Annotated in this window: 10 protein-coding genes and 1 tRNA gene; 3 read left to right on the plus strand and 8 right to left on the minus strand. The window is 65.6% G+C overall.

Annotated features, from left to right (window positions below; translation table 11 throughout):
* The first annotated feature begins 222 nt into the window (after window positions 1-222).
* Complete coding sequence (locus C7I84_RS12075; protein ID WP_106772445.1) at window positions 223-1,149, plus strand: dimethyl sulfoxide reductase anchor subunit family protein; 927 nt, start codon at window positions 223-225, stop codon at window positions 1,147-1,149.
* Between the two features lie 274 nt (window positions 1,150-1,423).
* Here C7I84_RS12075 and C7I84_RS12080 read toward each other — a convergent pair whose 3' ends face one another.
* The 8 genes from C7I84_RS12080 to C7I84_RS12120 all read right to left on the minus strand — a co-directional run bounded on the left by C7I84_RS12080 (window position 1,424) and on the right by C7I84_RS12120 (window position 10,098).
* Window positions 1,424-2,389: a lipid A biosynthesis lauroyl acyltransferase gene (locus tag C7I84_RS12080; RefSeq protein ID WP_106772446.1), complete on the minus strand. Its 966-nt coding sequence runs from the start codon at window positions 2,387-2,389 to the stop codon at window positions 1,424-1,426.
* A complete protein-coding gene (locus C7I84_RS12085; protein WP_106772447.1) occupies window positions 2,386-3,414 on the minus strand; it encodes a zinc-binding dehydrogenase in 1,029 nt (342 codons plus the stop codon). Before C7I84_RS12085 ends, C7I84_RS12080 begins: the two co-directional genes overlap by 4 nt.
* Window positions 3,415-3,678: 264 nt before the next feature.
* Window positions 3,679-4,944 (minus strand): beta-ketoacyl-ACP synthase, encoded by a 1,266-nt coding sequence (locus C7I84_RS12095; RefSeq protein ID WP_106772449.1) that lies wholly within the window; start codon window positions 4,942-4,944, stop codon window positions 3,679-3,681.
* Window positions 4,945-4,949: 5 nt separating this feature from the next.
* Window positions 4,950-6,131, minus strand: a complete 1,182-nt coding sequence (locus tag C7I84_RS12100) for a beta-ketoacyl-ACP synthase (protein ID WP_106772450.1) — start codon at window positions 6,129-6,131, stop codon at window positions 4,950-4,952.
* A gap of 19 nt (window positions 6,132-6,150) precedes the next feature.
* Window positions 6,151-6,441 (minus strand): acyl carrier protein, encoded by a 291-nt coding sequence (locus C7I84_RS12105; RefSeq protein WP_207770998.1) that lies wholly within the window; start codon window positions 6,439-6,441, stop codon window positions 6,151-6,153.
* 254 nt (window positions 6,442-6,695) lie between these two features.
* Window positions 6,696-8,861 (minus strand): beta strand repeat-containing protein, encoded by a 2,166-nt coding sequence (locus C7I84_RS12110; RefSeq protein WP_106772452.1) that lies wholly within the window; start codon window positions 8,859-8,861, stop codon window positions 6,696-6,698.
* Window positions 8,862-8,945: 84 nt separating this feature from the next.
* A tRNA-Val gene (locus C7I84_RS12115) sits at window positions 8,946-9,021 on the minus strand.
* A 57-nt stretch (window positions 9,022-9,078) separates the two neighbouring features.
* Window positions 9,079-10,098, minus strand: a complete 1,020-nt coding sequence (locus C7I84_RS12120; protein WP_106772453.1) for an integrase core domain-containing protein — start codon at window positions 10,096-10,098, stop codon at window positions 9,079-9,081.
* A 335-nt stretch (window positions 10,099-10,433) separates the two neighbouring features.
* Here C7I84_RS12120 and C7I84_RS12125 point away from each other — a divergent pair, with 335 nt between their 5' ends.
* Both C7I84_RS12125 and C7I84_RS12130 read left to right on the plus strand, forming a co-directional pair.
* Window positions 10,434-11,873, plus strand: a complete 1,440-nt coding sequence (locus tag C7I84_RS12125) for a UbiA family prenyltransferase (RefSeq protein ID WP_106772454.1) — start codon at window positions 10,434-10,436, stop codon at window positions 11,871-11,873.
* Window positions 11,870-13,222, plus strand: a complete 1,353-nt coding sequence (locus tag C7I84_RS12130) for an FAD-binding oxidoreductase (RefSeq protein WP_106772455.1) — start codon at window positions 11,870-11,872, stop codon at window positions 13,220-13,222. The genes C7I84_RS12125 and C7I84_RS12130 overlap by 4 nt, the downstream gene beginning before the upstream one ends.
* The last annotated feature ends 92 nt before the right edge of the window (window positions 13,223-13,314 follow it).

The raw sequence follows: 13,314 nt of genomic DNA on the forward strand, positions 1-13,314 counted from the left end.
GGCGTTCTTTCGCACCCCCCTCTGTCCTACCGGACATCTCCCCCGCAAGGGGGGAGATTGGCAGCTTCAGCAACACCGCGCGTCCTGCTACGGTGACGATTGGCGAAACCAAGGCGGCCGGCCAATCTCCCCCCTTGCGGGGGAGATGTCCGGTAGGACAGAGGGGGGTGCGAAAGAACGCCCAACGCCGCCGATACATGCCAGGCAGCACGTGGCATAGCCATGCAACCCGCCTTCTCCATCATCGTCTTCACCGCCCTATCCGGGCTCGGCTACGGGCTTGCCGCCATACTCGGCCTCGGCCTGCTCGACCCCTCGGCCATCGCCACCAAGGTGGCTCACGTTGCCACGCTCGTTTTCATCGGCGCCGGGCTGATCTCGTCCACGCTCCATCTGGGAAATCCGCAGCGCGCCTGGCGGGCGCTGTCGCAGTGGCGGTCGAGTTGGCTGTCGCGCGAGGGCGTGATGGCGCTGGTGACTTTTCCGCCGCTGCTGTGGTCGGCCTGGGGAACAGTCGTGGAGGACCGCTACCTGCCGCTGCCAGCCCTGCTGGGTGTTCTGGGCGCGGCAATCACTGTCTACTGCACCGGCATGATCTATGCGTCGCTGAAATCCGTGCAGGCGTGGCATACGCCGCTGACGCCGGCCTGCTTTCTTCTGTTGGCGCTGGCCGGCGGCTCGATCCTGGGCGCGCTGGCCGGGGCCGCGGGTGGAGGAAACACGCTGGTGCTGACGCTTTGCGCGCTCGCCGCCACGCTCGCCGCCTGGACCGCGAAGACGGCATGGCGCAGGCGCATGCTGGCGATGCCGTCGCTCTCCACACCCGAGACGGCTACCGGCCTCGGCACCATCGGGCGGGTGCGCCTGTTCGAACGGCCGCATATGACGGAAAACTACCTTACGCGGGAGATGGGGTTCAAGATCGCCCGCAAGCATGCAGCGAAGCTGGCGCGGCTGTCCTTCATGGCCGGGGCAGCGCTTACCGTCGCTTTTCTATTGCTCGCCATGGCAGCCGTGGCCGGGGCGCCTTCAGCCGCGGCCGTGCTCCTGGGCCTCGCGACTGCGTCTCACCTGGTCGGGATCTTCGTCGAGCGCTGGCTGTTCTTCGCCGAGGCGCGGCATGCCGTGATGAACTACTACGGCGCCTGAGGGTCAGTGGCGGGACGGCCTCGCCGGCCGTATCTTCTCGACCTTGCGCACGAGACGGCGCGTCGCTGCCACCTGCGCATCGCGCTCGGAGGTATTTTGCGGACCCCAAGGTGTCCACATCGTCGGGGCGGAAGATTTCCGCCGCGGCCTGAGGCGTTCGATCATCGCTTCCTTGTTCATCCGTCTATCCGTTTCCGCGCCGGCCTTCTCTTGGCGGGCGCTTCGCAAGAAGAACGGACGCTTTGCGCGGTTGTTCCGTCGTGCCGCGATTCGCTCAGGCCGATGCCGCGCCGCGGGCCCGCCGGCGACTGGCCTTGGTGAGCTTCCAGCGCTTGTGGAACCACATCCACTGGCCGGGGTCCTCGCGCACCCAGCGCTCGACCACGTCGTTCAGCAGTTGCGCGGTGGCGTGGATGTCGACGCGGCCACGTTCGGTGCGCGGCAGTTCGAGCTTCGGCTCGATCACGAGGCGGAAACGGTTGCCGGGAAGCCGGACGCAGCGCGCCGGATAGACGTCGCAGTCATACTGCCGCGCCAGCTTGGGCAGCAGCGGGCTGGTCTCGCAGGGCCGGCCGAAGAAGGTGGTGGGCAGGCCGTTGACGAATTTCTGGTCGACCAGCACGCCGATCGTGCCGTTCTCGTCGAGGATGCGCGCCAGCGTGAAGGAGACGCCGGCGCGCGAGGCGATCAGGCCGCCCATGGTCGAGCGGCGGGTCGAGTGGATGAAATCGGCGATGTAGGGGTTGTTCGGCGGCCGGAACAGCGACGTGACCTTCATGCCGTAGGCGGCGCCGGCGATCGGCAAGAGCTCGAAATTGCCGAGATGGCCGGTGAACAGGATGTGGGGCTTGTCCTCGACGGCGATCTTCTCGAAGAACGGGATGCCTTCCACTTCGACACGACCTTGCGACGTCGCATGAACGTCGAAGTCGAACAGGCTGTCCAGAAAGACATATTCGGCGGCGAGCCGCGCCATGTTGCCCCACATGTCGACGGCGATCTCGCGGATCTCCGCCTCGCTCTTGTCCGAGTAAGCCTTACGTAGATTGTCGAGGGCCACCTGGTGGCGGCCGACCAGCGGCCCGAGCCGGCGCGCGGCGCGGTCGGCAAAGTTGATCGCCTTGTCGGCGGGAAACAGCCTGAGCACGCGCATGATGGCGAGCGCCACCTGCGCGGTCAGCCAGTGGCCAGCCTGCCGCGATAAGCGCGACCAACGGTAGAGGCGGTCGCGCCGGTTCATCCCACGCGCAGGATGATCTTGCCGAAAACGTCCCGGCCTTCCATGCGCTTCAGCGCTTCGCCGATCGAGGCGAAGTCCACCTCGGTGTCGATAACGGGCTTCACGATACCGGCGGCCATCTTCTGCATGGCGTCGGCCATGTTCTCCATCCGGCAACCGAACGAGCCGAAGATTTTTATCTGCTGCTGGAAGAGCTGCATCAGGTTCATCTGGGTCGACACGCCCGAGGTCGAGCCGCAGGTGACGATGCGGCCGCCGCGCTTCAGCGACAGCATGGAACCCGCCCAGGTATCGGCGCCGACATGCTCGAACACCACGTCGACGCCCTTCTTCTTCGTCAGCTTGCGCACCACGCCCTCAAAACGGTCCTCGCGATAGTTGATGACGTGGTCGGCCCCCAGTGCCGTCGCCTTCGCCATCTTGTCGGCCGACCCGACCGTGGTGATCACCGTGCAGCCCATGCGCTTGGCGAGCTGAATCGCCGCCGAACCGATGCCGGAGCCGCCGGCATGAACGAGAATGGTCTCGCCAGGCTCGAGTTTTGCGTTGTCGAACAGCATGTGCTCGACCGTGCCGAAGGTGACCGGGGCGACGGCCGCGCCGACCGCGTCGACGCCCGGCGGGGCAGGGACCAGCAGGCGCGCCGGCAGGTTTATTTTCTCTTGTGCAAAACCATCCAGGTGGAAACCGTGTACCCCGCCGACGTGCTCGCACAGATTGTCGCGGCCGGTCCGGCAGGCCTTGCACAGGCCGCAGGTGCGCGCGCCGTAGATCGAAACCAGTTGGCCGGGGACGAGGCCGGCGACCCCTGGGCCGATTTCTTCCACCTCGCCTGAAGCTTCCGCGCCGATGGTCAGCGGCAGCTTGCGCTTGGCAAACGCCATGCCCCGCCAGCCCCAGACGTCGATGTGGTTAAGCGCCACCGCCTTGATGCGCACCGTCACCTCGCCAATGGCGGGCGGAGGCGGGGCAGGGATGTCGACCTGCTCCAGCCGGCGATCTTCGATGAGCTGCAGTGCGCGCATTAGGGGATCGTCCTTTGGGCCGGCGTCCGCCGGTTCGCAAGTTTGCGCTCCTTCGCACCCCCCTCTGTCCTGCCGGACATCTCCCCCGCAAGGGGGGAGATTGTATCGGCCGCATGGGCTTCGCCAATCGCCAGCGTGGCACGCGGGGCGCGGATGGCGACACTGCCAATCTCCCCCCTTGCGGGGGAGATGTCCGGCAGGACAGAGGGGGGTGCGAAGGAACGCAACGGCAACCGCTCGGAAAACAGACAGTGAGCGTTCCGCCTAAACGGGTTCCCGCGCCATGACAAGGCAGGTGTTCTGGCCGCCGAAGCCGAAGGAATTGGAGAGCACCGCCGAGACGTCGGCCTGCCGCTTGGCGTTGGGCACCACGTCGAGCTCGATCGCAGGGTCGGGATTGTCGTAGTTGATGGTCGGCGGGATGACGCCTTCCAGCATGGTCATCAGCGAGAACGCCGCCTCGATGGCGCCGGCGGCCGACAGCGTGTGTCCGATCATCGACTTGTTGGAGGAGATCGGCAGCCTGCGCATGCGCTCGCCGAAAACGGTCGACAGCGACATGTGCTCCATCTTGTCGTTCTCGGGCGTCGATGTGCCGTGGGCGTTGATGTAGTCGATCCGATCCTCGCCGAGCCCGGAATCGGCAAGTGCCGCCCGCACCGCGGCGATGGCCGGCGAGCCGTCGGGCTTCGAGCGGGTGCGGTGGAAATCGTCGGCGCGCTCGCCGCAGCCGGCCAGCACGCCGAGCACTTTCGCGCCGCGCGCCAGCGCGCTCTCCAGCGATTCCAGCACGAGCGCGGCGGAGCCCTCGGCGAGGACAAAACCGTCGCGGTCCTTCGAGAACGGTTTCGACGCCTTCTCGGGCACGTCGTTCTGCGTCGACAGGGCCGACAGCAGCGAGAAGCGGATCAGCGCTTCGGCGGTGGCCGAACCGTCCGCACCGATCGACAGCGCCCGGTCGCTCTCACCGCGGCGGATCGCCTCGACGCCGAGCTGGATGGCCGTGGCGCCCGACGCGCAGGCGGTCGACAGCGTGATCGGCAGGCCGGTGGCGCCGAACCGGTCGGCGAGGCGATCGGCAACGGCGCCGAACATCACCGAATCGAAAACGTCGCCATTCTGCTTGCTGGCGGTCGCCAGCAGCCGGGCGTAGCCTTCCTGCTCGTCGGACTGGCCGTACATGGCGAAGCGCGAATGCCACGAGAGCTCGACCGGCGGCGAGGCGAGAAACAGCGGGCCGTCGAAGGCGCCGGCGAGGCCGGACTGGCCGATCGCCTCAGCGGCGGCCGTCTCGGCGAGCTCGTAAGTCAGCGCGGTCGCGCCCTGATTACTGGAGCCGAGGAAATCGACCGTGCCGGCGATACGCGTGTTGAGGAGGTCGACCGGAAAGCGGGTGATCGGATGGATGCCGGAGCGGCCAGACGTCAGCGCCGCCCAGTTTTCCTGCTTGCCGACGCCGAGCGAGGTGACGACGCCGATGCCGGTCACCGCCACCACCGGCCGCCCGAGATGATCCGTGTATTTCGTCATGGCGCTTACTCTGCGGCGGCGACCAGCGCCATGCCCTCGAAATAGTGATAGCCGACCGTCGTTGCCAGCGCTCCGGTGAGCGGCCCGGAGAATGGCTTTTCCGAGCCGTCGAACGGCGAAAAGGCCTTGCCCTTGCCGACGGCGAGCGCTGCCAGCGCCACCGCTACGAAGAACTGCGCCTCCTTCACGTGGCCGATCAGCGAGGAGTAGCCGCGCACCACGGCGCCGCGGCGCGCGAGCACCGCCTGCTCGGCGGCCGTAGCGGCATGGGCCCCCGAGGCACCCGAGACGACGAGCAGGTTTTCGGCATCCTTCGCCGTCCGCGCATAGATCGACGCCAGCGCGTCCTCGTAGCCGGCGTCGCGTTTCGACCGGCCCGGCGTCACGGCGAGCAGCTCGGCATAGGCCTTGCGGCCGCGCTTTTCGGCATGCTCGCGCTGCTCCAGCACGAGGAAGGCCGAGCCGGAGCCGCTGACGATACCGCCGCCGGGCATGCCCTGGCGCTGCCATACGGGCGCATGCGGTCCGCGATGCAGGTAGCCGCCAAGCTCATAGCCGAGCAGCATGTCGGGATGCTCCGACTGGAAGGCGCCGCCCACCAGCACATGCGTCGCCTGGCCGGAGCGGATGCGGGCGAAGGCCGTGTCGACGGCCGAGACGGCCGCACCTTCTTCGCCCATGAAGGTGCGCGAGGAGCCGGTGACCTTGTGGACGATGGAGATGTTGCCGGCAAGCAGGTTGGAGAGCTGCGCCAGGAAGAGGGTCGGACGCAGCTCGGTGGTCAGCTTCTCGTTGAGCAGCACCTCGCGGTCGGCCCGCGTCTGCGAAGCGGCGAGGATGGCTGCGTCCACCGCCGCGTCGCGCTCGCCGCCGCCGGCCGCGATCACCATGTCCATCGAGCCGACGAGCGCCTCGTCCCCCTTCATGCCCGCCTCGTCGAGCGCCAGGCCGGCCGTGTAGGTGCCGAGCCGCTGCCAGGTTTCCATCTGGCGCTGGTCGCCGCGCTTGGCGATCTGCCTGCTCCAGTCGATTTCCGGCAGCGGGTGGAAGGAGAACGGCGCAAAGCGCTCCGAATCGACGACAGGCGCGGGCGGTCCGGCGGAAAGGGCGGTCCAATGGGCCTCCGCTCCCTCGCCGAGCGACGAAACCAGGCCGATGCCGGTGATGACGACGTCGTGCGCGCTCATGGTCGGGGCAGGGCGCCGATCAGGCGGCGGCCTTGGCGGCCACCAGCCCGTCGATCTTGGCGCAAAGGTTCTTCATGACGAAATATTCGTCGGTGGAAACCTTGCCGTCGTTGACTTCCTGCGTCCACTTCTCGAGCGGCACCTTGATGCCGAACTCCTTGTCGATGGCAAAGACGATGTCGAGGAAATCGAGGCTGTCGATGCCGAGATCGTCGATGGTGTGGCTTTCTGGCGTGATCTTCTCGCGGTCGATCTCGCTCGTCTCGGCGATGATGTTAGCGACCTTGTCGAATGTCGTGGACACGGCGATTCCTTAGAAAGAGTGCAGAGTCGCGCAGCCTGCCGCCACGCGCAAGTTTGGCGCTATCTAGTCGGTTTTGGCCGTAAGGAAAAGGGGCGCATTTGTCCGGGCAGTTTCGGCGCCCGTACCGCTTCGTTGGTTTCCCGAAACGCCTGAGACCATCCCGTTGCCTGAAGACTCTTCTCAGGCTGGAGGCGCTGGCATGCGCGGGCGGCCGTAGCCACCCGCATCATGCGTATGCGATCGGCGCCGGCCAAGGAGGATCAGATTACCTGGAAGTCCGCGTTGGTGATCGTCGGCGTGCCGCTAAGAACGGCGAACTGGATTGCGCTCGCGCCGCCCACGCCGTCTTCGTCGTAGAACAGCCGGCCGGTGGTGGTCTCGTAAATGATGCGGTCGTCGGCATCCTGCGCGAGACCCGTGGTATCGGCGCGGAATGCGGACGCGGCCAATGGTCCGGTCGCCGTCAGCGCCGTGAAGATCGCGTTCTCCAGACGAATCGTGTCATCGACGGCACTGAAATTCAGGATCGTGTCGACGTTGTCCGCGGCCAAGGCGGTGGTGAAGGCGAAAAAGTCCTTGCCGGCGGCTCCGTCGAGAACGTCCGAACCGCCCTTTCCGTCGAGCACGTTCGATCCGGCATTTCCGAGGATCTGGCTCTGCCGCAGTTGGTTGCCGGTCAGGTTTATGGCCGTGGTGCCGTTGCGGTTGGTCGTCTGCATGACTTCGATGTCGAGATCTGCGGACAGTACATAGCTGGACGACGTGGCCACCACATCCTTGGTGCCCTGGCCGGCTACCTCGACTATGTCCTCGTTCGCCGCTCCGGTGACGTGGTAGAAATCGTTGCCCAGGCCGCCGGCGGCATAGCCGCCGTCGGCGTTCAGACGAATACGATCATTAAATCTGCTGCCATAGATATAATCATATCCGGCACCGCCATCCAAATTCGGGTTGTTTGCCCCCACCTTTCCCGCGTCGATCGTGTCGGAACCGGCGCCTCCGTAGATGGCCTCCATGTGGCCTGCACCTTTCAGGGTGTCGTCGAACGACGTGCCGATAATTTTCTCTATCGATACAAAGACGTCGCCAGCTGCGTCGCCGGTGTTGGCGGCCATGTCGGAGACATCGACTGTGACCGCTTCGGACGCTGTCTCATAACTAGCTGTATCGTTTCCGTAGCCGCCGGGGTAAACATCGCCCTCCAGCCTGTCGGCACCTGCTCCACCGATCAGGATGTCATCACCTCCTCTGCCGAACAGCATGTTCGCGCCTGCGTTGCCGATGATGGTCTGGGAAGAGTTGCTGCCGTAGAGGTTGATGGCGCCGGTGCCCTTTGCATCGCTGGTCATCATCCACTCGATCCCATTGTCCGAACCGATATCGAAGCTCGATGAGGCGATAACGCGATCATTGCCGACCCCGCCTTCGCCGATCTGGTCAGAACTGTCGACGAGGTAGGTGTCGTTACCGGTTCCTCCTCTGAGGGTATCGTTTCCGCCGCCGCCGGAAAGCGTGTCGTCGCCGCCGCCGCCTTCCAGGAGATTGTTCGCCGCGTTGCCGATGATCGTCTGGCCGAATTCGTTGCCGGTCAGGTTGATCTTGGCGGTGCCGGTAACGCCGTTCGTGGTGAGCAATTCGATCTCCGCGCCGGCCGCCAGTTTGTAGCTCACTGCCGCCATGACGCGGTCGGCCGTTCCGTTTCCGGCGGCTTCGACAACGACGTCGGCGGCGTTGTAGACCCTGTAGGTGTCGTTGCCCGCGAGCCCGCTCAGCCTGTCGGCTTGCCCGCCGCCGCTGCTCAGGATGTTCGCGCCGGCGTTTCCGGTTATCGACTGCGCCAGCAGATTACCGGTCAGGTTTATCGCCGCCGTTCCGGCCGCCCCGTTGGTCGTCAGTTGCTCGATTTCCACGCCAGCAGCCAGCGTATAGGACACGCCCGCTGCGACGCGGTCGTTCGTCCCTTGTCCGGCGTCCTCGATGATCCGCACGTCGGCGCTGTAGACCCGGTAGAGGTCGTCGCCCATGCCGCCTTCAAAGACATCACCGGCACCAAGGGATTGGAACGTGTCGCCATAAGTCGAACCGAAAACATAGTCGGCCTTGTTCGTCCCGGTGAACGACCCCGCGACGGTGTAGCGCGTAACCGTGAATTCCCTGGTCAGCTCGATCCCTGCATTGTTGTCGTGCAGCATGAAGGCGCCGTCGGTGGTTATTCCCGTGGCCAACGTCGCGTAGAACTCAAGATCAAGCGGCGGCGCGCTTTTCTGAGTGGCCGACGCCTGATACGTGCCGATACTGGCGGTGATGTCTCCGTTCCAGGTGGAGGTGCCTTCCAGGCCGTAGTAGAGCGTGGCGACCACCTGATTGCCGACGCGGACCAGCGAAAATTCCGGCGAAACCCCCGAGGCGAACTGACTGACAAGCATAAAACCCTCCCGTGCAAGTTTTGAGACATAGCACAGCGGGGTGCACGGGAGAATGACCGTGTATTTCTTGAAGTACACCGGGAATGGTGGGCGATGACGGGCTCGAACCGCCGACATCTTCGGTGTAAACGAAGCGCTCTACCAACTGAGCTAATCGCCCCCGGGCGTGGCGGACGTTTAAGACGTTCGCCGCGGCAACGCAAGGGCATGTCCGCGCTCAGGACATATGAGACGGGTGGGTGATCCGGTCTCGGCAGATTTTGAGATACTCGTTTGGAGTTAGTCCGTCGAGAGCGCCGTGGGGTCGGTGATGGTTGTAGAGATGCTGGAAGGCATCGACGTGCTCGGCGATGCTGTCGATGTTGGTCGGCAGGTCGACGGTTGCGTAGAACTCGTATCGCCATGCGCCGTTGCATCGTTCGACGGCGCCGTTGAGTTTTGGCGATCTCGGCGGCAGGACATAGAGGGGGATGGCTTTGGCGGCGCAGGCAGTCTCGAACTCGGCCATGAACTCGGAGCCGCCGTCGATCTGGATGGCCTTGACGGGCCAGGGCATCTCGGCGGTTACCTTGTCGAGGAAGTCGGCGGCGTTCTTGGCGGTGGCGCTGCGATAGGGCTTGGCGACGGTCCACTTGGCATGGACGTCATAGGCGTCGAAGTGCTTGACGGCGAGATTGGGGGCCAGCGACACCGTCAGCGTGTCGATCTGGACGATGTCGCCGGGTCTTTCGAAGACCACGTCCTTCGGCTTGCGGACGGCGTGGGGCCGGGCTTTGGCAGCGCATTTGCGGCCGATCTTACGGATCAGCTGCGGAACCGGCGTGACCCGGCCGCGCTCGACCAGGCTCTTGAGGATGCGGCCGACCGTGGCGTTGGAGACGACCTGGCCTGCCTTGCGCAACAGCGGACCGAGCTTGTCCTTGCCCCAGAACGGAAAATCGCATCTCAGCCGCTCGACCTCGGCGCGCAGTTCCCGGCTCCAGCCGTTGGCGCGCATCCGGTGCGGCCGCCGGCTCTTCGGCGCCGGTTGCGCCTCCCAGCGATACAGCGTCGAGCGCGGCACGCCCACCGCATGCGCCGCCTGATCGGCGCTCAGCCCATCCTTCATCGCGCGCCGCCATCGCGCCACCGCGTCGCGTCTTCTCGTCGCTTCGATAGTTGAGGTCTGCGCGCCGAGAAGACGCGACGCCCGGCCAGCATTGCGTATAACATGGCCGGGCAGGCCAAAAACCTGCATGGGGTTCTCCTGGGATTCGAGCTTCGCAACCCGAGTTACGGAGAACCCCTCACTCAATGCAAGAATCTCATATCTGTCTGAGCGCGGTCAGGGCACCCGTGGATGACCGTTCCGCCGGCTGGGCGGCAAGCGCGCCAATCGCCGGCTGCGATCCACGCCGGCGGGATATCTCGCCTTTTAACGGTTCCGGTTTCCGTGCCTTAACCCTGAGCGACGAAGTGCGCCGACGCCGGCTGCCGGCCCGGCCGGAATTAACCGTCCCTAATGCTCGCTTCTCTATAGCCGCTCCCTAAGGCGCCGGGAATGGCGCTTCCCCCTCTTGCGGAAATGACCCGATGGACGCCCGGTCCGACAAGAATGCAGTTCCCCTGGCGGTTGATCTCGATGGGACGCTGATCGCGACCGATCTGTTGTGGGAGGGGCTGTTCCTGCTCTTGCGCAAGAACCCGCTCTACCTGTTCCTGGTGCCGTTCTGGCTCGCCCGGGGCCCCGCCACGCTGAAGCTGGAGATAGCCAGGCGCATCGACATCGATGCGGCCTCGCTGCCCTATCGCAAGGAGGTGATGGAGCGTCTGCAGGCCGCGCATGCCGCCGGCCGCAAGCTCGTCCTGGCCACCGGCACGCCGCGCAAGTTTGCCGAGCAGATCGCCGCGCATCTCGGCATCTTCGATGCCGTGCTGGCGACCGACGGGGCGGAAAACCTGACCTCGCACCGCAAGCGCGCCGCCCTTGTCGCCGCCTATGGCGATGCCGGCTTCGATTATTATGGCAACAGCCGGCACGACCTTGAAATCTTCGACGCGGCGCGCCAGGCGGCCGTGGTGGCGCCGGACCGCAGCGCGGCGCGCTGGCAGGCCAAGCATGGCTGCGAGCTGATCGCTACGCCCAAGCCGACCTTCAAGACCATCCTGAAGATGCTGCGCGTGCACCAATGGCTGAAGAACGGCCTGATCGCCGTGCCGGTCGTGCTGTCGCACGAATATTTCAACCCCGGCATGGTGCTGTCCTGCCTGCTCGCCTTCATCTCCTTCAGCACGGCGGCGTCGGCCATCTACATCCTCAACGACTGCTTCGACCTGGCGCTGGACCGCCGCCATCCGACCAAGCGCAACCGGCCCTTCGCCTGCGGGCTCCTGTCGATGCGCTTCGGCATGGCCTCCATCGTCGTGCTGCTGGCGGTGAGCTTTGCCACGGCAGCGCTGCTGCCGGTTCTGTTTCTTGCCGTGCTCGCGGCCTATCTCGTCGCCACCACCGCCTATTCGCTGTCGGTCAAGCGCATGCTGCTGCTCGACGTGCTGATGCTGGCCGGCCTCTACACGATGCGCATCCTCGCCGGCGCGGCGGCCACCAATATCGGCGTGTCGTTCTGGCTGCTCGCCTTCTCGACCTTCTTCTTCCTGTCGCTGGCGCTGGTGAAACGCTATGTCGAGCTGCGATCCTCGATGCTGGTGCCCGGCGAGCGCATCGCCGGCCGCGGCTATCGGGCCGAGGATCAGGAGATCGTCGCCCAGGCAGGCATAGCCTCGGCCTTCTCCGCCGCGCTGGTGCTGGCGCTCTACATCGACAGCGCCGCCGTGCGCGAGCTCTACTCGCATCCCTGGATGGTGTGGCCACTGGCGCCGATCGTGCTCTACCTTGCCATGCGCATCTGGATCCTGGCGCGGCGCGACGAACTGCACGACGATCCGGTGGTATTCATCGTGCGCGACTGGCGCAGCCAGATCGTGGTGCTGCTCGGCGCGGTCATGCTGGTCGCGGCGGGTCTCGTCCGATGACCGCAGCCTGCACGAGCTTCGGACGGGTCACGCGGCCGTCGCCGCGCGTCGTCACCGCCGCGGAAGCGATCGCCGCGCTGCGGAGCGAGAAAGACAGTACGGACATCATCCTGCCTTACGGCAACGGCCGTTCCTATGGCGACACCTGCCAGGTCGAGGATGGCACGCTGGTCGACATGCGCTCGCTGAACCGCATCCTCGATTTCGATGCAGCGACCGGCGTCATCACGGCCGAGGCCGGCGTGCTGCTTTCGGACATCATCGCCCACGCCGCCCCGCATGGCTTCTTCCCACCGGTCGTTCCCGGCACGCAGTTCGTGACGCTCGGCGGCGCGATCGCGAACAACGTGCACGGCAAGAACCATCATCGCCGCGGCACCTTCGGCTGCCATGTCGAGCGGATCGAACTCCTCACGTCGGACGGCGAGACGCATCTCTGCACTCCTGCGACCAACACGGGACTCTATTCCGCGACCATCGGCGGCATGGGGCTGACCGGCATCATCCTGTCCGCCTCGCTGCGGCTGATGCGAGTGCCATCCCTCGACATCATCGAGAAGACGGTGCCGTTCGACAGCCTTGCCCAGTATTTCGAGCAGGCGGAAACGGCGGACAGGGAGAATGAATACGCCGTCGCCTGGATCGACCAGCTCGCCGCCGGCCGCCGCGCCGGGCGCGGCCTGCTGATCAGCGGCAATCACGCGAAGCAAGGCGCGAGGCAGGCCGACACGGCCGGAAGGCGGCTGTCCGTGCCGTTTCAGCCGCCGCTCAACGTGCTCAACCGGCCATTCCTCACCGCGTTCAATGCCGCCTACCGATGGCGTCGCGGTCGCGATCTCAGCGCGCATAGGACCGGTTATCAGGGCTTCTTCTTTCCGCTCGACGGCGTAACGAACTGGAACAGGCTCTATGGCCCGAAGGGCCTGTTCCAGCACCAGAGCGTGATCCCGTTCGAGGCAGCTGCCGAAACCATCCCGGCCATGCTCGAGGCTGCACGCATGGCGGGGCAGGGTTCCTTCCTGACTGTCCTGAAACGGTTCGGGGCGATCGCCTCGCCCGGCCTGCTGTCGTTTCCGCGCCCCGGCTATACGCTGACGCTCGACTTTCCCAACCGCGGCGCGCGCACGCTGGCGCTGCTTGGTGAACTCGACGCCATCACGGTCGCGGCCGGCGGCGCGGTCAACCCATACAAGGACGCGCGCATGTCGGCGGAGACGTTCGCGGCTTCGTTCCCGGCATGGCGGCAGATGGAGGCCATGCGCGATCCGGCCTTCCTGTCCCGATTCTGGGCAAGGACAGCGATGCGGCTCGGCAACCGCGACCAGGGACTGGCGCGGGCAGCGGAATAACGGTTCAGCCCAAGATGCGGACAATTCTAGTCGAATGCCGCGACTGATTTCACGGGATGTTTCCAGGTCTCTGGTAGGGATCGAACAAAGAG

The sequence above is a fragment of the Kumtagia ephedrae genome (assembly GCF_003012745.1).
GTDB lineage: Bacteria > Pseudomonadota > Alphaproteobacteria > Rhizobiales > Rhizobiaceae > Kumtagia > Kumtagia ephedrae.